Annotated in this window: 21 protein-coding genes; 9 read left to right on the top strand and 12 right to left on the bottom strand. The window is 65.6% G+C overall.

Going from position 1 to position 26,211, the window contains the following annotated elements:
• Positions 1-7: 7 nt before the first annotated feature.
• Positions 8-3,781, bottom strand: a complete 3,774-nt coding sequence (metH, locus tag WA983_RS09540) for a methionine synthase (RefSeq protein ID WP_424250650.1) — start codon at positions 3,779-3,781, stop codon at positions 8-10.
• Positions 3,782-4,182: 401 nt separating this feature from the next.
• Here metH and WA983_RS09545 point away from each other — a divergent pair, with 401 nt between their 5' ends.
• Positions 4,183-6,111, top strand: a complete 1,929-nt coding sequence (locus WA983_RS09545; protein WP_424250652.1) for a TonB-dependent receptor domain-containing protein — start codon at positions 4,183-4,185, stop codon at positions 6,109-6,111.
• A gap of 35 nt (positions 6,112-6,146) precedes the next feature.
• A complete protein-coding gene (locus WA983_RS09550) occupies positions 6,147-6,983 on the top strand; it encodes a cobalamin-binding protein (protein ID WP_424311954.1) in 837 nt (278 codons plus the stop codon).
• A gap of 34 nt (positions 6,984-7,017) precedes the next feature.
• On the opposite strand, the gene WA983_RS09555 is transcribed toward WA983_RS09550, so the two are convergent.
• The 5 genes from WA983_RS09555 to WA983_RS09575 form a co-directional block, all read right to left on the bottom strand.
• Positions 7,018-8,265 (bottom strand): hypothetical protein, encoded by a 1,248-nt coding sequence (locus tag WA983_RS09555; protein ID WP_424250656.1) that lies wholly within the window; start codon positions 8,263-8,265, stop codon positions 7,018-7,020.
• 97 nt (positions 8,266-8,362) lie between these two features.
• Complete coding sequence (locus tag WA983_RS09560) at positions 8,363-9,799, bottom strand: DUF6844 domain-containing protein (protein ID WP_424250658.1); 1,437 nt, start codon at positions 9,797-9,799, stop codon at positions 8,363-8,365.
• A gap of 12 nt (positions 9,800-9,811) precedes the next feature.
• Entirely contained in the window at positions 9,812-10,432 is a 621-nt protein-coding gene (locus tag WA983_RS09565; RefSeq protein WP_424250660.1) for a penicillin-binding protein activator LpoB, read from the bottom strand.
• A 16-nt stretch (positions 10,433-10,448) separates the two neighbouring features.
• Positions 10,449-10,892 carry a DUF1425 domain-containing protein gene (locus WA983_RS09570; protein ID WP_424250662.1) on the bottom strand — a complete coding sequence of 148 codons (444 nt, stop codon included), beginning with the start codon at positions 10,890-10,892 and terminating at the stop codon, positions 10,449-10,451.
• Position 10,893: 1 nt separating this feature from the next.
• On the bottom strand, positions 10,894-12,429 hold the full coding sequence (locus WA983_RS09575; RefSeq protein WP_424250664.1) for a hypothetical protein: 1,536 nt from the start codon (positions 12,427-12,429) through the stop codon (positions 10,894-10,896).
• A gap of 182 nt (positions 12,430-12,611) precedes the next feature.
• On the opposite strand from WA983_RS09575, the gene WA983_RS09580 reads away from it, so the two are divergent.
• From WA983_RS09580 to WA983_RS09590, 3 genes are all read left to right on the top strand, one after another.
• Entirely contained in the window at positions 12,612-13,415 is an 804-nt protein-coding gene (locus WA983_RS09580; protein ID WP_424311955.1) for a thiazole synthase, read from the top strand.
• Positions 13,416-13,557: 142 nt separating this feature from the next.
• The gene (gene thiD, locus WA983_RS09585) at positions 13,558-14,379 is read left to right on the top strand and encodes a bifunctional hydroxymethylpyrimidine kinase/phosphomethylpyrimidine kinase (protein ID WP_424311956.1); all 822 of its coding nucleotides are present in this window, start codon (positions 13,558-13,560) and stop codon (positions 14,377-14,379) included.
• A 72-nt stretch (positions 14,380-14,451) separates the two neighbouring features.
• Complete coding sequence (locus tag WA983_RS09590) at positions 14,452-15,132, top strand: protein-L-isoaspartate O-methyltransferase family protein (RefSeq protein WP_424250670.1); 681 nt, start codon at positions 14,452-14,454, stop codon at positions 15,130-15,132.
• Between the two features lie 80 nt (positions 15,133-15,212).
• Here the strand turns inward: WA983_RS09590 and rfaE2 are convergent, their stop codons facing one another.
• From rfaE2 to ubiE, 5 genes are all read right to left on the bottom strand, one after another.
• Entirely contained in the window at positions 15,213-15,701 is a 489-nt protein-coding gene (gene rfaE2 / locus WA983_RS09595) for a D-glycero-beta-D-manno-heptose 1-phosphate adenylyltransferase (RefSeq protein ID WP_424311957.1), read from the bottom strand.
• Complete coding sequence (gene ubiB, locus WA983_RS09600; RefSeq protein WP_424311958.1) at positions 15,701-17,266, bottom strand: ubiquinone biosynthesis regulatory protein kinase UbiB; 1,566 nt, start codon at positions 17,264-17,266, stop codon at positions 15,701-15,703. The genes rfaE2 and ubiB overlap by 1 nt, the downstream gene beginning before the upstream one ends.
• Complete coding sequence (locus tag WA983_RS09605) at positions 17,263-17,892, bottom strand: ubiquinone biosynthesis accessory factor UbiJ (protein WP_424311959.1); 630 nt, start codon at positions 17,890-17,892, stop codon at positions 17,263-17,265. The genes ubiB and WA983_RS09605 overlap by 4 nt, the downstream gene beginning before the upstream one ends.
• Positions 17,893-18,031: 139 nt before the next feature.
• The gene (locus WA983_RS09610; protein WP_424247129.1) at positions 18,032-19,009 is read right to left on the bottom strand and encodes a Tim44 domain-containing protein; all 978 of its coding nucleotides are present in this window, start codon (positions 19,007-19,009) and stop codon (positions 18,032-18,034) included.
• Positions 19,010-19,192: 183 nt separating this feature from the next.
• On the bottom strand, positions 19,193-19,957 hold the full coding sequence (gene ubiE / locus WA983_RS09615) for a bifunctional demethylmenaquinone methyltransferase/2-methoxy-6-polyprenyl-1,4-benzoquinol methylase UbiE (RefSeq protein WP_424247127.1): 765 nt from the start codon (positions 19,955-19,957) through the stop codon (positions 19,193-19,195).
• Positions 19,958-20,188: 231 nt separating this feature from the next.
• Here ubiE and phoB point away from each other — a divergent pair, with 231 nt between their 5' ends.
• Positions 20,189-20,884, top strand: a complete 696-nt coding sequence (gene phoB / locus WA983_RS09620) for a phosphate regulon transcriptional regulator PhoB (protein ID WP_424247125.1) — start codon at positions 20,189-20,191, stop codon at positions 20,882-20,884.
• On the top strand, positions 20,881-22,188 hold the full coding sequence (gene phoR / locus WA983_RS09625) for a phosphate regulon sensor histidine kinase PhoR (protein WP_424311960.1): 1,308 nt from the start codon (positions 20,881-20,883) through the stop codon (positions 22,186-22,188). The genes phoB and phoR overlap by 4 nt, the downstream gene beginning before the upstream one ends.
• Here phoR and ilvA read toward each other — a convergent pair.
• Positions 22,170-23,678 (bottom strand): threonine ammonia-lyase, biosynthetic, encoded by a 1,509-nt coding sequence (gene ilvA / locus WA983_RS09630; protein ID WP_424247121.1) that lies wholly within the window; start codon positions 23,676-23,678, stop codon positions 22,170-22,172. The genes phoR and ilvA overlap by 19 nt on opposite strands.
• Before the next feature lie 299 nt (positions 23,679-23,977).
• On the opposite strand from ilvA, the gene WA983_RS09635 reads away from it, so the two are divergent.
• Together WA983_RS09635 and WA983_RS09640 are read left to right on the top strand one after the other, a co-directional pair.
• Positions 23,978-25,867 (top strand): diguanylate cyclase domain-containing protein, encoded by a 1,890-nt coding sequence (locus WA983_RS09635; protein WP_424247119.1) that lies wholly within the window; start codon positions 23,978-23,980, stop codon positions 25,865-25,867.
• 43 nt (positions 25,868-25,910) lie between these two features.
• A partial coding sequence (locus WA983_RS09640; protein WP_424311961.1) for a YqaA family protein occupies positions 25,911-26,211 on the top strand: 301 nt, incomplete at its 3' end.

The following is a 26,211-nucleotide window of genomic DNA, read 5'->3' on the forward strand; positions in this document are numbered from 1 at the left end:
GCCCCCATCACCGCAGCACGCTGGCCAGAGTGCGGCGCACGTCTTCCTCGTCGCGGCCCGTGCGACGGACGTAATCGTCGACCTGATCGGCCGCGATGTTGCCGACGTTGAAATACTGGGCCTGCGGATGGCTGAAGTAAAAGCCGCTGACGCTGGAGGCCGGCATCATGGCAAACCCCTCGGTCAGTTGCATGCCGATCTCGCCGCAGTCCAGCAGGTCGAACATGTCCCGTTTGACGATGTGTTCCGGGCAGGCCGGGTAGCCGGGCGCGGGACGGATGCCCTGGTATTGCTCGTCGATGATCGCCTCGTTGGCCAGAGATTCGTCGGGCACGTAGCCCCACAAGTCGCGACGCACCCGGGCGTGCAGGGTCTCGGCGAAACCCTCGGCCAGGCGGTCGGCCAGGGCCTTCAACATGATCACGGAATAGTCGTCTCCGGCGTCCTGGAACTGCTTTTCGTACTTTTCGATGCCGAGCCCACCCGTGACCGCGAACATGCCGATGTAGTCGATCACGCCCGAGTCCCTGGGCGCGATGAAGTCAGCCAGGCATTTGTTGTCCACCCCGTCGCGCTTGGCCGTCTGCTGGCGCACGCCGCGCCAGGTCAGCAGGACTTCGCTGCGGGTCTCGTCGCGGTAGATCTCGATATCGTCGTCGTTGATGCTGTTGGCCGGGTAGAAGGCGACGATGCCGTTGGCCGTCAGCCAGCGGCCTTCGACGATGCGCTTCATCATGGCCTGGCCTTCCGCATAGAGCTTGGTGGCTTCCTCGCCCACGACCTTGTCGGTCAGGATGGCCGGAAACTGTGCCATCAGGCCCCAGGACTGAAAGAACGGCGTCCAGTCCAGGAATTTCAGGATCTCATGCAGATCGTAATGCTTGAAGGTGCGCCGGCCGATGAATTTGGGCCGGGGCGGCGTGTAGTTCGCCCAGTCGATTTTCGGCTTGGCCGCCCGCGCCTGCTCGATGGTCAACATCGGCGTGGCCTGGCGATTGGCGTGGCGATGGCGCACCAGCTCGTACTCGTCGGCGACGCTCTTCAGGTACGTCCCGACCTGATCGGACATCAGGCTGGTGGCCACGCCCACCGAGCGGCTGGCGTCGGGGACGTAAATCACCGGACCTTCGTAGTTGGGCGCGATCTTCACGGCCGTGTGCACCTTGCTGGTGGTGGCGCCGCCCACCAGCAAGGGGATGTTGCGCTCACGGAAGTACGGGTCGCGCTGCATCTCGGAGGCCACGTAGGCCATTTCTTCCAGGCTGGGCGTGATCAGGCCCGACAGGCCCACCATGTCCGCCCCGACTTCCTTGGCCATGTCCAGGATCTTGGCGCACGGCACCATGACCCCCATATTGACGACCTCGAAGTTGTTGCACTGCAGGACGACGGTGACGATGTTCTTGCCGATGTCGTGCACATCGCCCTTGACCGTGGCGATGACCATCTTGCCCTTGGAGCGCACGTCGCCGCCGGCTTCTTCCAGCAGGCGTTTTTCTTCCTCGATGAAAGGCAGCAGATGCGCCACGGCCTGCTTCATCACGCGCGCGGATTTCACCACCTGCGGCAGGAACATCTTGCCCGCACCGAACAGGTCGCCCACGACGTTCATGCCGTCCATCAGCGGCCCTTCGATGACTTCGATGGTGCGCCCGCCGGCCGCATCGATTTCGACGCGGACTTCTTCCGTGTCTTCGACGATGAAGGTCGTGATGCCATGCACCAGCGAATGGGTCAGGCGCTCGCGCACCGTGCCCTGGCGCCACGTCAGGTCTTCTTCTTTTTTCCTGCCCGCGCCGCGCAGGGTGTCCGCCAGTTCGACCAGGCGCTCGGTGGGCGTGCGCTCGTCGGCCGGATCAGTCCTGCCCAGCGGTTCCTCGCGGTTGAAGACGACGTCCTCGATCAGATCCCGCACCTTGGGATCGAGCTCGGAATAGACGCCCAACTGTCCGGCGTTGACGATACCCATGGTCAGCCCGCGCCGGGTGGCGTAATACAGCACGACGGCGTGAATGGCCTCGCGCATGGCCTCGTTGCCCCGGAACGAGAAACTGACGTTCGAGATGCCGCCGGAGGTGCGGGCATGCGGCAGATTGTCCGTGATCCAGCCCACGCCCTCGATGAAATCCAGGCCGTAGCGGTTGTGCTCTTCCAGACCCGTGGCGATGGCGAAGACATTGGGGTCGAAAATGATGTCCTCGGGCGGGAACCCCACCTGATTGACCAGGACGTCGTAGGCTTTCGAACAGATATCGATGCGCCGCTGCAGATTGTCGGCCTGGCCATCCGTATCGAAGGCCATGACCACCACGGCGGCCCCGTACTTGCGACACAGTTTCGCCTGCTCGATGAAGGGTTCGACGCCCTCCTTCATGGAGATCGAGTTGACGATGCACTTGCCCTGCACGCAGCGCAGGCCGGCTTCGATGACCGGCCACTTGGAACTGTCGATCATCACCGGCACGCGGGAAATGTCGGGCTCGGACGCCAGCAGGTTCAGGAAACGCGGCATGAGGGCCAGGGCATCGAGCATGCCCTCGTCCATATTGATGTCGATGATCTGGGCGCCGTTTTCGACCTGCTGACGGGCGACGGTCAGAGCCTCGTCGAATTTTTCCTCGCGGATCAGGCGCAGGAACATCTTGCTGCCCGTCACGTTGGTGCGTTCGCCGACGTTGATGAACAGCGTGTCGCGGTCGAAATTCAGCGGCTCCAGGCCCGACAGGCGGGTCTTGATCGGGATGACCGGCGGCTGGCGATGCGGCAGGGTGAGCACCTTGCGGGCGATTTCACGGATATGATCCGGCGTCGTGCCGCAACAGCCGCCCACCACGTTCACCAGCCCGGCCTGGGCGAATTCCTCCAGCAGGCTGGAGGTGTCCTCAGGAGTCTCGTCAAAGCCGGTTTCCGCCATCGGGTTGGGCAGACCGGCGTTGGGATAGACGCAGACGTAGGTGTCGCAGATCTTGGACAGTTCCGCCACGTAGGGGCGCATCAGCGCCGCGCCCAGGGCGCAGTTCAGGCCGATGGTGACGGGTCGCGCGTGGCGGACGGAATTCCAGAAAGCCTCGACCGTCTGGCCCGACAGGATGCGTCCGGACGCGTCGGTCACCGTGCCGGAGATCATCACCGGCAGACGGATGCCGCGTTCCTCGAAAATGCTTTCGATGGCGAAGATGGCCGCCTTGGCGTTCAGCGTGTCGAAGATGGTCTCGATCAACAGCAGGTCCACGCCGCCGTCGAGCAGGCCATTGACCTGCTCGGTATAGGCCACACGCAGTTCTTCGAAGGTGACGTTGCGCGCGCCCGGATCGTTCACGTCCGGCGACAGGGATGCCGTCTTGGGCTGCGGCCCGACGGCCCCGGCCACGAAGCGCGGATGGTCGGGCGTCGCCACGGCATCACAGGCTTCGCGCGCCAGCCGCGCCGAGGCCACGTTCAGCTCATACCCCAGTTCCGGCAGGCCGTAATCACCCTGGGCCACGCGCGTGGCGCCGAAGGTATTGGTCTCGACCACGTCGGCGCCGGCTTCCAGGTAGGCCTGGTGGATTTCGCGGATCACATCGGGGCGCACCAGCGACAGCAATTCGTTATTGCCCTTCACGTCCCGGTCGTGACTGGCGAAGCGCTCGCCCCGGAAATCGGCCTCGGTCAGCTTGTAGCGCTGAATCATGGTGCCCATGGCCCCGTCCAGCACCACGATACGCTTGCCCAGCAGGCGCACGAACTCGGCGCCCCGGGTATAGGATTCGATGGGATAAGGCAGGGCAGGATAGGTCACGGGGCGATCCAGGCGGAAAGAGACAAACTTTCATTGTATCGCCGAGGGGTGCCGATCCGTCCTGCAGGCGTGGCGGCACGCCCTGCGGCGGGGTCTCAGTCCCCCCATGATAAAATCCGCCGCGAAACAGGTATGTCTTGCGCCGACCCGGCGCGAGACATTCAAACAGGAAACAAAGGGTTCGCCAGGGCTTATCGCCTGCGACTGAACCCGGATGTGCTGCCCCCGCAACGGTGCGCGCGCACGGCCTCCAGGCCGGTGCCCGCCAGCCCGATACTGGCCTGCTTCGACACCTGACCCGCCCGGCGTGGCCACCGCATCCCCATACATCCTGGCGGATCATGGCTCACGGGCGTTTTTCGATACCGGCGTGCGGGGACGCGCGCCACACAGGGCCTCTCATGTCGATCCCGTTCTCCCGGCGCAGCTTTGCAGCCGCCTGCTGTCTGTTCCCCCTGGCCGTCACGGCCCAAACCACCGCCTCCGACGCCGCCGTGCCGACGCTGAAGGACATCGTCGTCACCCCCAGCCGCAGCGCCGAGCCCCTGGCCGACGCCATCGGCGACGTCACCGTCATCGGGCCGGATCAACTGACCGAAGCGCGCGGCGACAGCATCGCCGAGATCATCGGGCGGGCGCCGGGGGTGCAGTTCATCTCCTATGGCGGCCCACAGACCGCAACCGGCCTGTTCATTCGTGGCGCAAACTCCAACCAGACGCTCGTCCTGATCGATGGCATGCGCATCAACGGATCAACAGCCGGCAGCATCAGCTTTCCCGCCATCGACCCCGCCATGATCGAGCGCATCGAAATCCTGCGCGGCGCAGCCAGCAGCCTGTACGGCTCGGACGCCATCGGCGGCGTGGTCAACATCATCACGAAAAAGGGTGCACAGGACCGGCCCCTGTCTGCCTGGGCGAACGTCGGTTACGGCTCTTATGAAACCGCCAAGTCCAGCCTGGGCCTGTCCGGCGCCAGCGACGGTTGGGATTACAGCTTTTCGACGAGCGCGGCGACCAGCCAGGGGGTTGACGCCCTGCGTCGGCGCAAGGCCAACAACAGTCTCATCGCAGGCTACTACCCCGACAAGGACGGCTACCGCAGTCATGCCGTTTCCGGCACACTCGGCTACCGCTGGGCCGAAGGTCACCGCATCGGCCTGACGGCCTACAACGGCTATACGAATGGCGACTACGACAATGAGTTCACGCCTTACCCGAACACCTACGCCATCGACCGCCAGCAAGCCTACAGCCTGGGCAGTACAGACCGCATCACGGACTGGTGGGAAAGTGATCTGCGATTCGGCTTCACCAAAGACAGCAACGACAATCGCAGCGACACGTCGAGCGTGTTCAGTTCGCTCAAACGCCACTACAGCTGGATCAATACCTTCAAACTGAATACCGATCACCGGATTTCCGTACTGCTGGAACACCAGGAAGAACGCGTCCAGAGCACGACGACACGATATGCACAGGATGCGCGCAATACCAATGCCGCAGCCCTGATCTACAAAGGCCGCATCGACCGCCTGCATACCCAGGCCAGCGTGCGCAACGACAATATTTCCGGCTACGGCAACCAGACGACCGGCAGCCTGGGCCTGGATTTCGATTTGACGGACGCCTGGCAAATCGGTGTGGCCGGCAACACGAGTTTTCATGCGCCCACATTCAATGATCTGTACTATCCCTTCGAGCTGTACACATGGGGCGGCTTTCCCACCGGTTCCTACACGGGCAATCCGGACCTGAAACCGGAAAAATCCCGGAATATCGAAGCCCACGTTCAATATCAGACCGCAGACACGCTTTTCCGAGCCACGATCTATCAAAACAAGATCCGGAACCTGATCGCCACCGATACGGCGGAAACAGCGCCTTGGTTTTATGCAACCACCATCCGGAACATCAACCAGGCCACCATCCGCGGCCTGACCCTGAGCGGCGAGCACACCTTGGGTGACACGACGATTCGTGCCAGTGCCGATTTCCTGGACCCGCGCAACGACACGCCGGCCTCTGGCGAAGGCACTCAACTCGTCCGCCGCGCCCGACAGGTCTTCCACGCCAGCATCGAGCACCGCATCCAGGCCTTGAAGCTGGGCGCGGAATACCAGTACACAGGAAATCGCTATGAAGACGCCGCCAACAAAACCCGCCTGGGCGGCTATTCCCTGGTCAACCTGACCGCCGCCTATGACTTCAGCAAATCCCTGGGTGTACAGGTGCGCTGGAACAACGTGCTGGACAAGGACTACGTGCTGGTGGACGGCTACAACACGCCGGGTTCCAACGTGTTCGTGAACCTGTCCTGGCGGATGTAGACATGCGAGGGCGGACGGCAGGCGGCTTCAGCGGGATGCGGCAACGCATCCTGGGTCTGGCGGCGGCCGCCTGTCTGTGCATCGGCACGGCCCGGGCTGCCTCCACCCCGCCCCGCATCATCACCCTCGCGCCCAACGCCACGGAACTGGTCTACGCCGCCGGTGCCGGCGCCGACATCGTCGGCACAGTCCTGCGCAGCGACTATCCCCCCGCAGCGCGCACCGTCCCGCGCGTGGGCGACGGCATCCAGTTCAGCGAGGAGCTCATCCTGACCCTGCGCCCGACCCTGGTGATCGGCTGGCAGCCCTCCGACGGCACGCGATCCCTGGCGCAACGCCTGGCGCCACTGGACGTCCCCCTGATCTACGTCGACCCGAAATCACTGGACGACATCCCCGGACTGATCCGCGACCTGGGCGCACGCCTGGGCACCCGATCCGCAGCGGACCAGGCTGCACACGCCCTGGAACGCCGCATCCGCGCTCTGCAACCGGCACCGCCCCCACCCCAGACCGTCTTCATCGAAATCAGCACCGACCCGCTGTACACCCTGGGCCGCGATCCCTTGATCAACGATCTGCTGGCGCGCTGCGGCGGCGTCAATCCCTACGCCGGCCGCGCCATCGCCGCACCGCAGGTCAGCGTGGAATCGGTCCTGCACTTGAACCCGCAGGTGCTGCTCGTGTCGCCCTACGGCCGCGACACCTTGGACGCACAACGGGCCTGGTGGGCGCAACACGGCCTGACTGCGGCCCGCACCGGCCGCATCTACGCGATTGACGCCGACCAACTGCACCGGCCGGGGCCTCGACTGGTGGACGCAGCGGAAGCGATCTGCGCAGACTTGCGCGACAGCCGCGCCCGGCCGTGACGGCGCCGGGCGCGTCCCGGCGCCTGCTGCCCGATCAATTCCCCAGGAATACGTCCGCGCGATCAGGGGCTGCGGGCTTGGCGGGGCCCGAACGCGCCCTCTTGGGCGGGGCCTTGCCGGCCGGCTTCTTGTCGGTCTTGCGCACGACGTATTCCGTATCGGCCGTCAGCGTGCCCGTGGCCATCTTCAGGAAGGCGAACTTGGGTTTGACCTCGCCCACCGTGCCCAGGCCGATTTCGGTTTCCATCGAACCCAGGGACTCGCCACTCTGCGGATCGGTCAGTTCCTCGCCCACCTGGAAGACGGCATAGGTCTCACCCGTCGAGACGCTGCCCTCGCCCCGGTTGATGATGGCGGTGTCTCCCATGACCTTGACGACCTGGATCGGATAGATGGCGGCGACCATGCGGTCGATCAGCCGGTCGGCCGCGCCACTGATCAGCTTGCCCAGGGTCTCGGCGCCGACGCTGGCGGCGTCGGGATAGGTGCCGCCGAATTTCTGCGAACCGGACCATTTGATCTTGCGCGACGCGAACTCGACCACCTGCAGTTGCAGCGTGCCGCTGGCCGAGCTCTTGACCAGCACCTCGCCGGTCATGGCGATCGTTTCACGCTGATTGTTGCTGACCCCCAGGCTTTGCAGCTTGGCCACGATCAGGTAGTCCGCACCGCTTGCCTGCGACAGGCGGGCCATTTCCGCATTCGCAGCATCACCGCCCAGGATGAATTCCTTTTCGTCCTGGAACAGCGCGTCGTTTTCACGATTGAGCACGTCGAAACGCCGCGAGCTTACCAAGGATTCACCCACCGTCTGGATCAACAGGGTGCGGTAGCGCTTTTCGTTGGACACGACCACGGCACTGCGGCGGCTGCTGTCGGCACCCAGACGCTCGAGCTTGGCATAGCGCAGGGTGACCGTGGCTTCCCAACCACCGCCCAGCGCCTCGGAGACATTGTTGACGTCATAACCCAGAATCGGCGCATTCTGCGGAGTATTGAGCACCTGCCGGATGTTCTTGTTCAGGGCGCTCAGCACCATCGAGTGGTCTTCGTTGTCGACCGACGCATCGACGGACATGCCCTGCACCATCGACTGCGACGACAGGCGCACGCCAAAGGCCTGGCTGGCCGCATTGACCAGCGCCGACTGGATGGCCTCGTCACGACTCAGGCCATTGCCGTCGGCGGTGACGGTGGCTTCGGCGACCTGCGCGGCAGCGGTGGACGGCAGCCCCAGGCCGATCGCCAGGGCCAGCGCCAGAAACGAAAGAAAGGCTTTCATGAAAGATCCTGTGTGATTCAGACTTCAGACCCAAGACGGAAAGCCCCCGAACGGCACGCCCAACGACAAGGTGGTATGCGCCGGGGGCTCCGGGACGTTAAAAGTCGTTCTTGCTGTTGATCACCTTCGACGCACGCGACTGGTCGCTGGCCGCGCCCTGGGCACCGGACGCCTGCGCGCCGGTCTTGCCACGCGCCTGCGCGTCGATGGCATTGGCGTTGTCGAGTTGATCGTAGGTCCAGCCGACGACCACCCCCACGTGCACGACACCGTTGGCATCCTTTTCCTCCCAGCGCTTGAGGATGGACGTGCCACGCAGTTCGCCCACGGCCTGCGCCTTGCCCGACTTGACGATCGTCTGGGTGGTTTCGCGGATCTGCTCTTTGATCTGCTGGACATCACCCGGCTTGCCGTTGTCGATCTGAGTGATCTGCCTGGCCCAGTCCTCGTTGATGTCGCCCACATTCGTCGTTTCGGACACCTGGATATTGGTGTTCATGAACTCGATGATGTTGGACTCGGCCAGGGTCTGCGCAATGCTTTGGGCATTCTGCTTGGCCCGGATGGCACGCGATGCGCTCCAGTCGGGGTCCATGGGCACCGAAGTGCGGCCATAGGCCAGCAGCATGGGCCGCCCGGCCGTGTCATAGGCGAAACGCAGGCCGATCTCGTCCAGATAGCCTTTCTTGTCGGCGGGCAGGAGATCCTGGACAGCCTTGGGAGTCCCCTTGACCAGCGAGGGGCGCTTGCGGGCAATGTCCTTGGCGAACTGCCGGGTCTTTTCCGACTGCACGGCGATGACGGCCACCGCCATCGAGCTCTTGCCGTTTTCCTGGATCGGGAAAATACGCGTCTGCACGGGCACCAGGCCCTGCATGCTCTGGTACGCGGACTTGATGATTTCCTTGTTCAGATTGTCCTTGTACAGATTCTTCTTCTGCTCGACCGACATCTTCTGGATTTCATCGGGCGGCACGCCTTCTTCGGCCAGGGCGCTGTCGAGCTTCTTGTCGACCAGCACCAGGGCCTTGTCAAACAGCGCTTCCAGGCGCCCGCCCCCGTCGGCGGCGGCTTTCTGGAATTCGACCGGATCGAAGGCGTCCTTGTTGCTGGACTGGTCCTCGAACAGGCTGCGAATTGTCCTGGCCTTGAGCCTGCCATACGTCTGCAGGATGTAATCCGCCTGCATGTCGAACATCGCCCGTTCATAGGCCAGCGCCAACTGCGTGCCATAGTGCGGATCGGCCGCATTGTCGCCGGAAATCACGGCCATGCCCGCATAAAAGACGCGCCCATCGGCGGCCGTGCCAATGGCCTGACCAAAGCGCTGCTCGAAATCGGCGACCCAGTCCTCGTGGCTCTGGGCGGCGGCGACCGGCATGGCATCCGCCGGGGTGGCGGCTTCAACCAGGGCTTCGGAGGCCTGCGCCACCAGCACGGCGGTATCGGCCTGCGGATCGGCGGCCTGCTGCGCATGCGCGCCGCTCGCGGCCAGCAAGGCGACGGCAAGCACGACGGGAGTGAGTTTCAACATGATGCCCGCCTCTTACCACGCAAAATTCTGATTGGAACCCAGCTTCTCGATGGGAATGAACGACTGGAAGATTTCCAGGCCGGTATCACGCTCGACGACGCGGAAATCGAATTCGTATTCCAGTTGCTGCTGTTTCTGCGCGCCGTCGACCAGGGTGCGCTGGCGGATGCCGCCCAGCATTTCCAGATCCGGTGCGATCACCGTGCCGTTGCGGGCGACGGTCTTCTGGTTGAACATCTTCGATTTGCTCAGTTGGCGGGAATCCTGGACGAACTGGGTCCGCTCGGTGCCCGTCGCCCCGGTGAAGATGAACTGCCCGGTCTTGGTCATGGCAATCTTCATGCGCGACGTCATGCTGGCCGTATCGATACGGAAGGTCGTGTCGTTGACGACCTCGCCCATCTGCACCACCCAGCGGCCGCCGCCGGGTTTCCTGGCATAGGGCGACTCCAGGAATTCCTGCACCGCCTTTTTAGCGGCATATTCGAAGTCGGTGTTTTGCAGGCCGAAGGACACCATGCCCGGCTTGCCCGTGCTGCTGAGTCCGGCGTTGGGATTGCTGGATACGACCGCCATGTTCTGGCAGCCGGCCAGCGCCAGGGTCACGACCGTGGCGAAAGCAATTTTCTTCATGGAATCTCCGTAGGAATCAGTTTTCGACATAAATACGCAGGAAAGCATGGGTGGCGTGCGGATCCATCGCGGTCGACTGGACCAGTTGCTGCTGCTGCGGGTTCAGCACCAGACCATCGACGACCTGGGTGCCGTTGGTGATGCGGCGGCCGCAATCGTCCGTCCACTGGACGGTGTAGCGGACCCGCACGAACTCGCCGAAGAGCTTGACCATCCGGGCGTGGCGCACGGAGAACTGCACCGACCGCATGCCGTTGGGCAAGGTGATCAGCGCCACGTCCTCGACTTCGACGCCGTTGCCGCTGGCCTCGTCCTGAACGCGCAGGGCCGACCGGGGCGCCACCGTGGTGTCGCAGGTGACGATCCGCGGCGCCGCCGCGGTCTGCGCCCATGCCGTCGGCGCAGCCACAGCCAGACCCAAGGGCAGAAGGGGGATGCAAAGCCATTGCCGGATGTTCATATCAGCTCGCCTTCGTGGATGCCGCCGGCGACTCGTCCGCAGCAGCGGGTTCTTCGGCCACCTGGGTTGCAGCCGCCCCCAAAGCCGCGACCGGTTCTTCGGCAGGCAGCGCCTGGACGTAGACGGCCGGCTTGCCCAGGGTGCCGGATGCCTTGATCAGGACCAGGGTATTCGTGTTTTCCTGCAACGGGACTTCGGCAATCGGCTGACCGAGCGATCCGGCCAGTGCCAGGACGCCATCCTTGGGACGATCGACCACCACCATCTGGATGGTGTTGGGCAGGTTCACCCAGGCGCGAACGTCCGCCTTGGTCAGGGCATACTGCGCCGCGCCGGTACCCAGTTTCAGCAAGGCCCCCACCAGCGGATCGGAGCTCTGCTGATCGATCTGGTGATTGATCACGGCCTGGGCGGTGGTCTTGATGACGGTAGAGATCACCGCCTTGGCGACGACCCCCTTATACGCAGCATCGAATTCCAGAGCGGCCAGTTCGTTCACGTCGGTCAGAACGGCGGTTTCCTGCTGCGTCTTGCCCGAGCCCACCTTCAGTCCGCCGAAAGCAGGCTGTCCCGGCTGGAACTGCGGCAGGGCCATCCCGGCATACGTCACCTTGTCCGTGACGATGAACAGCGGCAGGTCGATGCGGAACTCCTTCAAGCCCGGCCCCACACCGTCTTCGTACAAGATGACGGCCTTGTTCTTGAGCGCCCCCTTGCCACGGCGGATTTCGCGGCCCAGGTAGGCGATCACGGCATCGCCCCCACGCGTCGCGCTGGCCGCGCTGGCGCGCTTGAGCATGTCGCGCGACAGATTCGAGCGCTTGTCGGCCCCGGCCGACGAGGTCGCCCGGAACACGACGCTCATCGCATCACCGGCAGCCATCCGGATCTTGGACTGACCCAGCCCGCTGGGCAGGTCCTTGACCCCGTCGGCGATCTTGGGACCGACTTCGCCCAGGCTCTGCTGCGCGCCCTCGCTTTTCTCGTCGGCGAGGCCTTCCTTGACCGACTGGTTCACCGTCGAGGCGAATGCCTTCAACTGCGTGACCGCATTGTCCTGGCGCACCTGCAGACGATTGAAGTCAACCCGCGCATTGGCCTCGTTGCCCAGCATCAGATGATTGATGGCCTGGTAATAGTCGATCAGGGACCCCTGGTGGATCTTGCCCTGGTAGGCGCCAAAGGCATCGCTGGTCAAGGTCGTGCCCAACAGGTTGGCGACTTCCGCAGGCGTGTCGACCGTGTCTTCCTTCCAGTTGAGCTTGCGGGCAGCCGCATCGAAGGCGTCGCGGCTGAACGCCCACAGGCCGGCGTCGTTGAAGGCCTTGCCGGCCTCCAGAGAGTCGAGCAGGCTTTCGGGATCGTATTTGGGCTGCCCCTTGCCATCCAGGTACAGGGCTGCATAGGCTTGATAATCAGAGCCGGCCAGCAAGGCCGAAGCATCTTGCTGCCCGACGGTGCGCGTGCCCGCGCAACCCGCCAGGACCATTGCACACAGGCACAGCAAAGCGCGCCGCATCCAGAGCGTAAGGATCATCTCGCGTCCCTCCCATGGGATATGTTTTCTTACGTTTGACGCAGTTTATACGATAAAGGAATAATTTTTTACATTGGCTTTTGTGCTGACGGGTTTTACAAAACGGGGGACCTCAAATGGATTATCCTTGTACGAAACCGCCACCCCGGCGACCGTCCCGCACCCCGCTCGTCCACACCCTCATGACCACCCCAGACACCCTCACCATCGCCGACCGCGTCTTCCATTCCCGCCTGCTGGTCGGCACCGGCAAATACCGCGATTTCGAACAGACCCGCGAGGCCATCGAGGCCAGCGGCACGGAAATCGTCACCGTCGCCATCCGCCGCACCAACATCGGCCAGAACCCGGGCGAACCCAATCTGCTGGATTTCCTGTCCCCGGACCGCTATACCATCCTGCCCAACACGGCCGGCTGCTACACCGCCGACGACGCCGTGCGTACGCTGCGGCTGGCGCGCGAACTGCTGGACGGCCACAATCTGGTCAAGCTCGAAGTCCTGGGCGACGCCGGCAATCTGTTCCCCAACATGCCGGAAACCCTGGCTGCCGCGCGCACGCTGGTGGCCGACGGCTTCCAGGTCATGGTGTATTGCAGCGACGACCCGATCCAGTGCCGCATGCTGGAAGACATCGGCGTGGCGGCGGTGATGCCGCTGGCTTCGCTGATCGGCTCGGGCATGGGCATCGTCAACCCCTGGAACCTGCGCCTGATCATCGACCAGTCCCGCGTTCCCGTCCTGGTGGATGCCGGCGTGGGCACGGCCTCGGACGCCGCCATCGCGATGGAACTGGGTTGCGACGCGATCCTGATGAACACCGCCATCGCCGGTGCGCGCGACCCGATCCGCATGGCGCGCGCCATGCGCCTGGGCGTGGAAGCCGGGCGCGAGGCCTACCTGGCCGGCCGCATCAAGCGCAAGTACTACGACGCCGACCCCAGTTCGCCGGCCGAAGGCCTGCTGCCCTCGACCCGGGCAGCTTGACCCCTCCGCTCTCCCGCTCGCCGGGGCGCGCCGCTCCGGCGTTTTTTTACCGCCGGGCCGTCCCAAGGTAAAAAGCGCCCCCTTGGGGGCAGCAAGCCGAAGGCGCAGCGTGGGGGCCTTTCTTATTCGCACGGAGCCCGCGATGATTCCCAATACCTTGTCGATTGCCGGCGTGGACCCCTCGGGCGGGGCCGGCGTCCTGGCCGACGTCAAGACCATGAGCGCGCTGGGCGCCTACGGCATGGCCGTGATCGCCGCCCTGACCGCGCAAAATACGCAGGCCGTCACCGGCATTTCCCCGGTGTCGCCGGAATTCGTCGCTGCCCAGATCGACACGCTGTTCGCCGACGTGCGCGTGGACGCGGTCAAGATCGGCATGCTGGGCCAGACCGGCGTCACCCGCGTAGTGGCGGACCGGCTGGCTCACTGGAAGCCGGCGCATCTGGTGCTGGACCCCGTGATGGTGGCCAAGAGCGGCGACCATCTCCTGGAGCGTCAGGCGGTGGAGGCCCTGCGCGAGGGTCTGATCCCGCTGGCCACCGTCATCACCCCCAATCTGCCGGAGGCCGGCGTGCTGCTGGGCCAAAGCCCGGTCGACAACCTGAAGGACATGCGCCGCGTGGCCGAGCGCCTGCGCCGGCTGCTGGCCGACGATGGCGAGCGCTGGGTCTTCCTGAAGGGCGGCCACCTCCCCGGGGACGACACCATCGACCTGCTGCACGACGGCGACCGGCTGATCGAGCTGCCGGGCCGGCGCATCGACACCCCCAACACCCACGGCACCGGCTGCACGCTGTCGGCGGCCATGGCCGCCCTGCTGCCGCGCACCCAGGACGTGCCCGAGGCCGCACGCCACGCCAAGGCCTGGCTGGAACGCGCCATCGCCACCTCCGGTCAGCTTCAGGTCGGCACCGGCCACGGGCCGGTGCATCACTTCCACGCCCTGTGGCCGGCCCAGACCTGATCCCGCGCAAATGCCCCGCACAGGCTCTGGCCTATAATCGGACTCGACTCAACCTCAGGTATCTCACGCGACATGAACGTCAACGACATTGCCGACGCTGATCGTGCCCGCTTCAACATGGTCGAACAGCAGATCCGCCCCTGGAACGTCCAGGACGAGCGGGTACTGCAAGCCGTCTTCGACATGCCTCGAGAACGCTTCGTCCCGCCGCAATTGCGCGCCCTGGCCTTCGCGGACACGGAACTGCCGCTGGTGATCGACGGCGTCGACACCCGCGAGACCATGCTGTCCCCCAAGGTCGAGGCCAAGCTGGCCGAAGAACTGCTGCTCCAGCCCACGGACTGCGTGCTGGAAATCGGCACCGGCTCGGGCTACCAGGCGGCCCTGCTGTCGCGCTTGTGCCAGCAGGTCACCAGCATCGAACTCGAAAGCCGCCTGTCGGCCTTCGCCCAGGCCAACCTTGCACGCAGCCAGATCGCCAACGTGACGCTGGAAACGGGCGACGCGCACGCCGGCTGGGGCACGGCCGAATTCGATGCCATCCTGATCACCGGCTCCGTCCCCTCGGTGCCCGACGCGCTGAAATACCAGTTGGCCGTGGGCGGCCGCATGGTGGCCATCGTCGGTCACAGCCCGATCATGACGGTGTGCCGCATCACACGCACCAGCGCTGCGAACTTCGATACCGCGTACCTGTTCGACACCTACGTGAAGCCCCTGCGCGGCACGGCACGGTCGCGCTTCAAGTTCTGACGCATTGCGCCGCACCGACTGGGCGGCACCTGTCTACGACGAGCCCCGCGCATGCGGGGCTCGTGCGTTCCGGACCCGGCTCAGGCCCGGATCTTGCGCAGCAACGCCGTGGTCGAGCGCTGGTGCTCGAAGGGAATCGCCACGGCCCGCCCGCCCCAGCCGCGCACCACGGCGGTTTCGGGCAGCGTGTCCATGTCGTAGTCGCCGCCCTTGACGATCACGTCGGGCCGCAGGGCCTGGATCAGTTCCAGCGGCGTGTCCTCGGCAAACAGCACCACCCCGTCCACACAGGCCAGCGCAGCCAGCAGGGCGGCACGGTCGGTCTGGGCATTCAGAGGCCGGTCATCGCCCTTGCCCAGGCGGCGCACGGAATCATCCGTGTTCACTCCCACGATCAGCGCAGCCCCCAATTGAGCGGCTTGATCCAGATAGGTCACGTGTCCGCGATGCAGGATGTCGAACACGCCGTTGGTGAAGATCAGCGGACGCGGGAAACGCCCTTCACGCACAGCCTGTTCGCAGGCCGCACGATCGAGGACTTTTGATTCGAAGCGGGCGGGCGCCGTCATCAGAAGCTGCCCCCGCGCGTCAGCGCCCAGACGGCCACGGCCAGCCCGACCGCCAGAATGCCGCACAGCACGGACAACAGGTGATTGGAGCGATCCTGGGCACGCCGCAGGCGTTCGAGTTCGGCCCGCATCGCCGGCCCCGGATCGGGGTGGTTCAAGCGGGTATAGACCAGACGCGGAATCTGCGGCAGGATCTGCGCCCACTGGCTGGCTTCCTGGTCCAGCCGCTGACGCAGGCCACGCAGGCCGACGCGCTGATGCATCCATTTTTCCAGGAAAGGTTTGGCGGTCTGCCACAGGTCCAGATTCGGGTCCAGTTCGCGGCCCATGCCCTCGACGTTCAGCAGGGTCTTCTGCAGCAACACCAGTTGGGGCTGGATTTCGACGTTGAAGCGCCGCGAGGTCTGGAACAGGCGCAGCAGCACCTGGCCCAGAGAGATTTCCGACAGCGGCCGATCAAAATAGGGCTCGCAGACGGCGCGCACGGCGCCTTCGAGTTCTTCTTCGCGGGTGGTGGGCGGTACCCAGCCGGACTCGATGTGCAGTTGGGCGACCCGGCGGTAATCGCGCTGGAAGAAAGCCAGGAAGTTCTGCGCCAGGTAGTTCTTGTCGAACTCGGACAGAGAACCGACGATGCCGAAGTCCAGGGCGATGTAGCGCCCCAGGGTGTCGGGGTCGTCGGACACGTAGATGTTGCCCGGATGCATGTCGGCGTGAAAGAAGCCGTCCGTGAACACCTGCATGAAGAAGATCTCGACCCCCTGACGCGCCAGCAACGGGATGTCCACACCCAGCGCGCGCAGGCGGTCGACCTGGCTGACCGGCACGCCGCGCATGCGTTCCATGGTGAAGACCTGGCTGGCGCAGTATTCCCAGACGACTTCGGGCACCCGCAGCAGATGGGCGCGGCCGGTGTCGGGACCGAAATTGCGCCGCAACTGGCTGCAGTTCGCGGCCTCGCGGATCAGGTCCAGTTCGTCGTGCAGGTACTTGTCGAATTCAGCCACGACTTCGCGCGGCTTCAGGCGCCGCCCGTCGGGTGCCAGCCGCTCGACCAACCCGGCGATCGCGCGCAGCAGCGTCAGGTCACGCTCAATGGCCTCGCGCATCCCCGGGCGCAGGACTTTGACCGCAACTTCGCGGCCATCGTGCAGCACGGCCAAATGCACCTGGGCGATGGACGCCGAGGCCACGGGGTCCCGCTCGAACTGGGCAAACAGATTCTGCGGCGCGTCGCCCAGGGACTCACGGATGATGTCGGCCGCCTGATCGGATGGAAACGGCGGCACGCGATCCTGCAGCCGGGCGAGCTCGTCGGCGATGTCCTGGGGCACCAGGTCGCGGCGCGTGGACAGCACCTGACCGAACTTGACATAGATCGGCCCGAGGGTTTCCAGGGCCAGACGCAGGCGTTCGCCACGCGGGCGGCGCGGCCGGTGGCCCAGGCAGACGATCTTCAGCAGCACATGCGCCCAGGAATGCTGGAGGCCGGACAGGACCAGCTCATCGAGTCGGTAGCGCAAGCCGATCCACAGGATGTAGGCCAGACGCAGGAACGTCATCATGCCCCGCCCTCCAGCCGCCGCAGGCGCGCGTCGAGGCGATCCAGCCGGGACTCGAACGCCTGACGGTTCGAAGCCCAGGCCAGGAAGTCGGTCTCCCGGACGCCCAGGCCGGATTCTTCGCCCAGATATTCAGTCAGATTGTCCTGCGCACGCGATGCTGCCTGCCGCAGGCCGCCGGCCAGTTCTCGCGCGCCCCGGGTCAGGCGCACAGCCGCCACGTCGCCCACGACGCGCGACAGGTCGTCTTCGACATCCCAGCGCAGGCCGCGCGCCAGATCGGACACCAGGTGCGCCAGGCCGGCATCCCCCTGGATATGCGCCAGGCCTGTCACCCCGGCCAGGCCTTCGTCGCGCCAGGCACCGGGCAGATCGCGGCGGCGTTCGGGCGGAATGGACAGGACCACGTCGGGCACCACGGCCCGGTCGCAGGCCTGCAGCGTGCCGTCGGAAGTGATCGCGCATTGCAGCGTCCAGGGCTCGCCGGCCGTCAGGCGCAGCGATTTGCCGGCCTGAGCCGCCAGCCGTTCGCGTGCCCAGGATTCGCGACGCAGTAACGCATTCAGCCCCCGGAGCAGGACATCGACGGGAGCAGGAAAGGGCAAGGGAAAAGGCAGAGGCATGATCATGGACGACGAGGCCGGACGCCCGGACACACCCGGGCCGGGAGCAGGCCTCAGTTTACCGGTTTTGTGCGCTGCAAAGGCAGAAGGCTGCCCGTCCCAGCACACGGGACGGGCAGCCTTCTCAGGCCGATCCAGAAGCTGATCAGCGGGCGTTGGTCTGCTGAATGCCGGCCAGCAGCCAGCCGGCGCCGTCGGCCTTGTACAGATTCCAGACTTCCTCGAAGTGGAAGGCTTCGGCTCCGGCCGATTCGCGCAGCATGCCGGAATAGCGCACGCTGGCCAGGTGGCCACCGGCCACGGTCTCGATCCCCAGCAGTTCGGCGTTCAGCAGCACGATGTCGGTGCGATTGCCTTCTTCGGGGCTGGGCAGACGAGGCGTGATTTCCGCCAGCAGATCGTCGGACAGGAACTCACGCAGGCTGTCGCGATTGCCCGCGTCCCACAGGGACTGTACGCGGGTGAACTGCTGCTTGGCCTGATCCAGGAAAGCCGGGACGTCGAAGCCTTCCGGGATGAACCAGGACGGGTCCTGAGCCTGAACGGACGGTGCGGATTCGATCACCGGAGCGGCGGACGAGGCCGGAGCGGGCGCCGGACGGCTGCCGGACAGATCGAAGCCCCCATCCTGAGGCGCGGACTGGCGATAGCTGTTGCCCGACGCGGCACCGCCTGCGGCGGCCCCGGCGAGCGGGCGCTGAGCCCCACGCAGACGGCGCACCAGGAACATGACCGCAAAGACCACCAGGCCGATCAGCAGCGCGCTGGAGAGAAATTCCAGGAACGCGCCCGACAGCCCCATGCTGGACAGCAGGGCGGCGATACCCAGGCCGGCGGCGATACCGGCGAGGGGGCCAAGAAAGCGGGACATGCCCGACTTGGCGGCAGTGCCGGCGGCGGCAGTGCCCGCCGCTGCACCGGCAGCCGGCGTGGCCGCGCGCTGGGTGGTCTGGGCGGCCGGCGGCGTCACGGCCTGGCGCTGCGAGGTGATATTGGAGGACTGGCGGCCAAAGTTGCCGCCACCCATGCGGCGGGCTTCCGCATCCTGGGTCACGGCCATCATGGTCAAGGCCGCCATCAGCAGCACGGAAGCGGCAGCCCAGCGGGGCAGACGAAGATTCATGGAGTCTCCTGGAATGACAGGGCCGATGCATATCCCGGCAACCTGACATAAAGCTGAATAAGGATGTAAATTACCACAGAATCCGTTGATCCGCTGGGCGGAAACATCCTTTTTTACACAGCGGAATGCACACAGGCCGCCTATAGGCGGCCTGGCTGTTTCGGGCGCTGAAACAACTTCAGTTCAAGCGAGCCGGACACCCTCGTGCAGAGCGACCACGCCGGCCGTCAGATTGAAGTACTGCACCCGGTCCAGGCCGATCTCGCGCATCATGCCGGCCAGGGTCTCCTGGTCCGGGTGCATGCGGATGGATTCGGCCAGATAACGGTAGCTGGCCTCGTCGCCCGCGACCAACTGGCCCATTTTGGGCAGGATGTTGAAGGAATACCAGTCGTATGCGGGCGCCAGGGCCGGTGTCACGCGGGAAAATTCCAGCACCAGCAGCTTGCCGCCTGGCTTCAGCACGCGGCGCATTTCCGCCAGGGCGCGGTCCTTGTGGGTCATGTTGCGCAGGCCGAAAGCCACCGATACCCGATCGAAATACCGGTCGGGAAACGGCAGACATTCGGCGTCACAGACTGCCGTCGGCGCGACCACGCCGCGATCCAGCAGGCGGTCACGACCCACGCGCAGCATGGAATCGTTGATGTCGGTCAGCCAGACCTCGCCCTCGGGGCCGGCGCGGCGGGCGAAGGCGCGCGCCAGATCGCCAGTCCCCCCGGCGATGTCCAGCACCCGCATGCCCGGGCGCACCTGGGCGCGGCCGATGGTGAAGGCCTTCCAGATGCGATGCAAGCCGGCCGACATCAGGTCGTTCATCACGTCATAGCGCGAGGCCACCGAATGGAAGACTTCGGCCACGCGGCGGGCCTTGTCCGTTTCCTGGACGGTCTCGAAACCGAAATGCGTCTGCGGCCCCTGGCCGGCGTCTGGTGCGGGTGTGCTCATGATCCGCGTATCGTACCAGTAAAGTGCCCCCACGCCGCGCAGGCTGCGCCCGCTTGCTGCCCCCCGAGGGGGCGCTTTTTGCCTTGGGGCGGCCCGGCGGCAAAAAGGCCAATATGACAGCGTCACATGAATGCAACAATGTGACCGTATGATGACCGCGTGCCGGAATGCATCCCTGCATCCGGACCGGCGGGCCTGCATCGGATCCGCCGCCCTGCGAGACCTGCCCTCATGCCCGCCACCATCCTGCTCATCGAAGACGAACCCGCCATCCAGGAACTGCTGACCATCAACCTGCAACACGCCGGCTACGAGGTGCGCAGCGCGCTGGACGCGCGCCAGGCCCTGGACCAGATCCAGCAGGTCCTGCCCGACCTGATCCTGCTGGACTGGATGCTGCCCGACCAACCCGGCATCCGCCTGGCCCGGCAATTGCGCAGTGACGCCCGCACCCGCGAAATCCCGCTGATCATGCTGACGGCCCGTAGCGCCGAACAGGACAAGGTGGACGGCCTGGAAGCCGGCGCCGACGACTACATCACCAAACCTTTTTCCCCGCGTGAACTGCTGGCGCGCATCAAGTCCCTGCTGCGCCGCCGCGCGCCCCAGCTCACCCCCGATCCGATCGAGGCCGGTGGGCTGCGGCTGGAGCCGGACACCCGGCGCGTGTCCGGCCACGGCCAGCCGCTGCCCATGGGACCGACGGAATTCCGCCTGCTACACTTTCTCGTGACGCACGCGGATCGCGTATACAGCCGCAGCCAGTTGCTGGATCAGGTCTGGGGCGACCACGTCTTCGTCGAGGAACGCACGGTGGACGTCCACATCCGTCGCCTGCGCAAGGCCCTGACGCCTGCCGGCCTGGAGGGCGTCATCCAGACCTTGCGCGGCACGGGCTACCGTTTCAGCACCACACACCCGTCATGAGCAAAACCCTCGTTTCCATCGCGCTCTGGGCACTGGGCGGCTGGCTGCTGGGGACCTGGCTGGGCGCCGCCATCGGCTGGGCCGTATTCGCCCTGGGCCTGCTGCTGATGGTCCTCGTCAGCGGCCTGCAGTTGTCGCGCATCTCCCGCTGGGTACGCACCATCGACGAACCGCCGCCGCCCTCGGTCGGCCCCTGGGACGAGGTGCTGGCGCCCATCTACCGCAAACTGAAGCAGAATCGCCTGGACCTGCAGGAACGCACGCGCAGCTTCCAGCGCGCGCTGCTGGCCGCCGAGGCCCTGCCCGACGGCGCCCTGACGCTGGCGCCGGACAAATCCCTGCAATGGTGCAACCAGGCAGCAGCCGATCATCTGGGGCTGGACCTGGAACGAGACCGCGGCTACAGCATCCTCAACATCGTGCGCGCGCCGGAATTCGCCCACTACGCCAACCAGGAACGCTGGGACGGCCCCCTGACGCTCCACCTGGGGCACGGCGGGCGGGACCGCACCCTGTCGCTGCACCTGGCCCCCTACGGCGTCGGCCAGTTCCTGATGGTCACGCGCGACATCACCCAGATCGAACGGCTGGAACACACCCGCAAGGACTTCGTCGCCAACGTCTCCCACGAACTGCGTACACCGCTGACCGTGCTGTCCGGCTTCGTCGAAACCCTGCAGGACATGGGCGATGCCCTGACCGACGCACAACGCGACCATTACCTGGATCTGATGGCGCAGCAGGCCCGCCACATGCAGGCCCTGGTGTCCGATCTGCTGACGCTGTCCTCGCTGGAATCGACCCCCAACCAGGAAGGCGGCCCCGTCCTCATCTCGGCCCTGGCGCTCACCGCCCTGGCTCAGGCCCAGGCGCTGTCGAACGGCCAGCACACCTTCGACGTGCGCCTGGACGAAACCCTGCGCGTCCGCGGCCAGGACACCGAACTGGCCTCGGCGGTCGGCAATCTGCTGATCAACGCGGTGCGCTACACCCCGGCGGGCGGCACCATCACGGTCCTGTGGGAGCCGACGCCGGACGGCGGCGCGGCCTACCGGGTCCGGGACACCGGCATCGGCATCGATCCGGCCGACGTCCCCCGCCTGACGGAGCGCTTCTTCCGGATCGACCGGGGCCGTTCGCGCGCCACCGGCGGCACCGGCCTGGGCCTGGCCATCTCCAAGCATGTCGCCCTGCGCCACAACGCCGTGCTGGACATCCAGAGCACCCCGGGCAAAGGCAGCGTCTTCAGCATCCTGTTTCCGCCGGCGCGCGTCTGCCCGCCGGACTACAAGAACAAGCGATAGGCCGGATTCTCGGTTTCGTTCCAGTACGGATAGCCCAGCGAGGCCAGGAATTCCTTGAAGGCCTTCTTGTCGGCGGGCGGCACCTGGATGCCGACCAGGATGCGCCCGTAGTCGTCACCCTGGTTGCGATAATGGAACAGGCTGATGTTCCAGTCCGGATTCATGGCCCCCAGGAATTTCATCAGGGCGCCGGGGCGCTCGGGGAACTCGAAGCGGTACAGGACTTCGTTTTCGGCCAGCCCAGAACGCCCCCCCACCATGTAGCGCAGGTGGGTCTTGGCCATTTCGTTGCCGGTCAGGTCCAGGGTGGGGAAGTCCAGCTTGCGGAAATGCGCCGCCAGCTTTTCGATTTCGGACTCCGAGCGGATCTGCAGGCCCACGTAGACGTGCGCCTGCTCGGCGTCGGAAATCCGGTAGTTGAATTCGGTCACGGCCCGCTGGCCCACGGCCTCGCACAGGCGCAGGAAACTGCCGCGTTTTTCCGGCAGCGTGATGGCGAACAGGGCTTCGCGCGCCTCGCCGACGTCCGCGCGTTCGGCCACGAAGCGCAGACGGTCGAAATTCATGTTGGCGCCGCAGGTGATGACCACCAGGGTCTTGCCCTTCCATTTGTGCTGGGCGGCGTAACGCTTGGCCCCGGCCAGCGCCAGGGCGCCGGCCGGCTCCAGCACGCTGCGCGTGTCCTGGAAGACATCCTTGATCCCCGCGCAGATGGCGTCGGTATCGACGGTGATGTAGTCATCGACGTATTCGCGCGCCAGGCGGAAGGTTTCCTGGCCCACCTGCTTGACCGCCGTGCCGTCGGAGAACAGCCCCACATCGGCCAGCCGGACCCGGCGGCCGGCCTGCACGCTGCGCACCATGGCGTCGGAGTCCTCGGTCTGCACGCCGATGATCTTGATCTCCGGGCGCAGTTGCTTGATGTAGGCTGCCACCCCCGAAATCAGGCCGCCGCCGCCGATGGCGACGAAGACCGCGTCGATGGGCCCGGGATGCTGGCGCAGGATCTCCATGCCCACGGTGCCCTGGCCCGCGATCACATCGGGATCGTCAAAGGGGTGCACGAAGGTCAGACCGTCGCGCGCCTGCAGTTCGGCGGCGTGCTCGGCGGCATCGGTGAAACTGTCGCCAAACAGCACGACCTCACCGCCCAGGGCACGCACGGCGTCGATCTTGACCAGGGGCGTGGTCACCGGCATGACGATCACCGCGCGGCATTTCAGGCGGCTGGCCGACAGCGCGACCCCCTGGGCATGATTGCCGGCCGACGCGGCGATGACGCCGCGCCGCAATTCGTCCTCGCTCAGGTGCGCCATCTTGTTGTAGGCCCCGCGCAGCTTGAAACTGAACACGGGCTGGGTGTCCTCGCGCTTGAGCAGCACGGTGTTGCCGATCCGCTTGGAAATTCGGGGCGCCGGGTCCAGAGCGGTCTCGTGTGCGACGTCATAGACTTTGGACGTCAGAATGCGTTTCAGATAATCGACGGACATGGCGCAAAGGGCGGTGGATGGCGGGGGGGAGGGAATCGAAAAGAATATCACAGCGCTGCTCATTCCGATCCACGGCACACCGCTCCGGCCCCTCCGCTGGCCTACCTTCCTGACAGAGGGCAGAGGACTCGACAAACACGCTTGCGGGCCGTACAGTGCTGTCACTGACACACACTGACACACGGCGGATGGCAGGCGCGCAAGGCGCCGGACACAGACGGGAGCCTCTTTCGATGACACTGTCCGCCGCACCGGGCAGCCCTTACGCGCCCCCAAGATCCGACAGGGTCGGACTGCGCGTGTCCGGTCGCGGCCTGTCGGCCCTGCAGATGCTGATCCTGCTGGTCTGCGCCGTCGCGATCGTCTTGATCTGGCTCACCACACTGCAGCGCAGCACCTTCGAGCGCGCCCAGGCCGTGGCCGCCGCCATGCGCTCCAACGCCAACCTGGCCATTGCCTTCGAGCAGCAGGTGACCCGCACACTGAAAGAAGCCGAACAGATCGCTGCCTTTACCCGCCAGGAATACCTGCGCGACGGAGCCCGCCTGGACCTGACGCACTGGGCCAAACAGCGGATCATCCGGGACGAGACCTTTACCATTCTCAGCGTCGTCGATGAAACCGGCGCCATCGTCACCACCACGCAAGGCGCCAGCTCCGTCCACTACGCCGACCGCGATTTCTTCACGCGGCAGCGCGACGCTCTGGACGACACGCTCTACCTGGACCGCCCCGTGCTGGGCCGGATCTCGGCCCAATGGCGCCTTCCCATGTCCCTGCGCATCCAGAAGCCGAACGGCGACTTCGGCGGCGTGGTTGTCCTGTCGGTGGACCCCGCCAATCTCGCTGCGCTGCCTGGCGGCATTCACCTGGGCCCCGATGACATGCTGGAAATCGCCGGGCTGGACGGTATCCTGCGCAGCCGCCTGATCGGCACCCGCCCCACCTACGGCCTGGACCAGGGCAAACATGCCTGGAATCTGCGCCAGATCACCCAGCCCGAGGGTTCGTTCGTCGACGACGGCGACTCCATCGACGGCGTGGCCCGCATCATCAGCTACCGCACGATGAGCAGCTACCCGCTGATGATCACCGTCGGCTCGGACTATGCCAGCATCCAGCTCCCCGTCCAGCGACGCCGCACGATCTACCTGTTCATCGCGGCCAGTGCGACGATCGCCCTGCTCGGGTTTGCGGCCCTGTTCCTCTATCTGTCGCTGCGCCAGCGCGCGACCACCGAGGCACTGGAAGCCAACGAGGCCCTGTTCCGCGCCACCTTCCACCAGGCGGCCATGGGCATTGCCCGCATCGCGCCTGACGGTCGCTTCCTGGAGGTCAACGAAAAATACTGCCGGATGCTGGGCTACGCCCAGCCCGAACTGCTGGCACGCACCCTGTTCGACCTGACGGATCCGGCCGACCGGGACGACGCCCGCGCTTTCCTGCAAGCCCGGCTGACGGCGCATTACCTGGGCCCACCGCCCGAGGTCGAAAAACCCTACCGGCGCCGCGACGGCCACCTCATCTGGGTCTGCGAGGCCCTCAGTGTCGTGCGCAACCCGTCCGGCCTGCCGGATTTCCTGGTAGCCGTCGTACAGGACATCACGGCCCGCAAGAACCTGGAGACCCGCCTGTCGCACGACGCCTTGCACGACGCGCTGACCGGCCTGCCCAACCGTGTCATGTTCCAGGACCGCTGCGTCCGCGCCCTGGAATCGGCAGCCCGCCGCAACGGCCTGACGATCGTGCTGTACCTGGACCTGGACGGCTTCAAGGCAGTCAACGACAGCTACGGACACGCCATGGGCGACATTCTGCTGCAACAAGTGGCCCGTCGCCTGGAACATTGCGTCCGAGCCCAGTCCGAAGACACCGTATCCCGCTTCGGCGGCGATGAATTCGGCATCATCCTGTCTGGCCTGGACAGCCTTGAAGGCGGTGAACGCGTCGCCCGCACGATCCTGGACACAATCGCGCGGCCCTTCGACCTGGCCGAGGGCATCCAGGTCCGGATTTCGACCAGCATCGGGGCGGCAGTCCATCCCCGGCACGGCCTGGATCCGGACGCGCTGGTGGCCCATGCCGACGCCGCCATGTACGCCGCCAAGCATTCCGGCAAGAACCGGTTCCGCTGGGAACCCCTGCCCAACGCAGCCATCGCTCAGCCCACTCCGGTGACCGAGTCGTAAAAATGCCCCCACGCCGAGGCATCGGGCTACACTCTCGCTCACCATGGAAGCCTGGCTGCAATCCTCGATCCACACTTTATTGGCCCTGTTCGCGCTGCCCGCGGTCGGCCTGCCCGCGATTTTCATCATCAGCCTGGTGTCGGCCACCTTGCTGCCCATGGGGTCGGAACCCGCCGTCTTCGCCTACGTGCAGATGGCACCCACCATGTTCTGGCCCTCCATCCTGGTCGCCACAGTCGGCAACACGATCGGCGGCACCATCAACTACGCCATGGGCGCGGGCGCCGAAGCCGCCTGGCACCGCTGGCGCGCCCGGCAGGCCGAAGCCGGGCACGACGCGCCCC

The organism is Castellaniella sp. (genome assembly GCF_049650445.1).
Classification (GTDB): domain Bacteria; phylum Pseudomonadota; class Gammaproteobacteria; order Burkholderiales; family Burkholderiaceae_B; genus Castellaniella.

Coding starts and splice junctions, on each gene's coding strand:
- WA983_RS09550 (WP_424311954.1), top strand. CDS start 6,147: ATGCGGCAACGCATCCTGGGTCTGGCGGCGGCCGCCTGTCTGTGCATC.
- WA983_RS09605 (WP_424311959.1), bottom strand. CDS start 17,892: ATGATCATGCCTCTGCCTTTTCCCTTGCCCTTTCCTGCTCCCGTCGAT.
- WA983_RS09570 (WP_424250662.1), bottom strand. CDS start 10,892: ATGAACATCCGGCAATGGCTTTGCATCCCCCTTCTGCCCTTGGGTCTG.
- phoB (WP_424247125.1), top strand. CDS start 20,189: ATGCCCGCCACCATCCTGCTCATCGAAGACGAACCCGCCATCCAGGAA.
- phoR (WP_424311960.1), top strand. CDS start 20,881: ATGAGCAAAACCCTCGTTTCCATCGCGCTCTGGGCACTGGGCGGCTGG.
- ilvA (WP_424247121.1), bottom strand. CDS start 23,678: ATGTCCGTCGATTATCTGAAACGCATTCTGACGTCCAAAGTCTATGAC.
- WA983_RS09580 (WP_424311955.1), top strand. CDS start 12,612: ATGACCACCCCAGACACCCTCACCATCGCCGACCGCGTCTTCCATTCC.
- WA983_RS09565 (WP_424250660.1), bottom strand. CDS start 10,432: ATGAAGAAAATTGCTTTCGCCACGGTCGTGACCCTGGCGCTGGCCGGC.
- WA983_RS09610 (WP_424247129.1), bottom strand. CDS start 19,009: ATGAATCTTCGTCTGCCCCGCTGGGCTGCCGCTTCCGTGCTGCTGATG.
- WA983_RS09590 (WP_424250670.1), top strand. CDS start 14,452: ATGAACGTCAACGACATTGCCGACGCTGATCGTGCCCGCTTCAACATG.
- rfaE2 (WP_424311957.1), bottom strand. CDS start 15,701: ATGACGGCGCCCGCCCGCTTCGAATCAAAAGTCCTCGATCGTGCGGCC.
- WA983_RS09575 (WP_424250664.1), bottom strand. CDS start 12,429: ATGATCCTTACGCTCTGGATGCGGCGCGCTTTGCTGTGCCTGTGTGCA.
- ubiE (WP_424247127.1), bottom strand. CDS start 19,957: ATGAGCACACCCGCACCAGACGCCGGCCAGGGGCCGCAGACGCATTTC.
- WA983_RS09545 (WP_424250652.1), top strand. CDS start 4,183: ATGTCGATCCCGTTCTCCCGGCGCAGCTTTGCAGCCGCCTGCTGTCTG.
- ubiB (WP_424311958.1), bottom strand. CDS start 17,266: ATGATGACGTTCCTGCGTCTGGCCTACATCCTGTGGATCGGCTTGCGC.
- WA983_RS09555 (WP_424250656.1), bottom strand. CDS start 8,265: ATGAAAGCCTTTCTTTCGTTTCTGGCGCTGGCCCTGGCGATCGGCCTG.
- WA983_RS09560 (WP_424250658.1), bottom strand. CDS start 9,799: ATGTTGAAACTCACTCCCGTCGTGCTTGCCGTCGCCTTGCTGGCCGCG.
- thiD (WP_424311956.1), top strand. CDS start 13,558: ATGATTCCCAATACCTTGTCGATTGCCGGCGTGGACCCCTCGGGCGGG.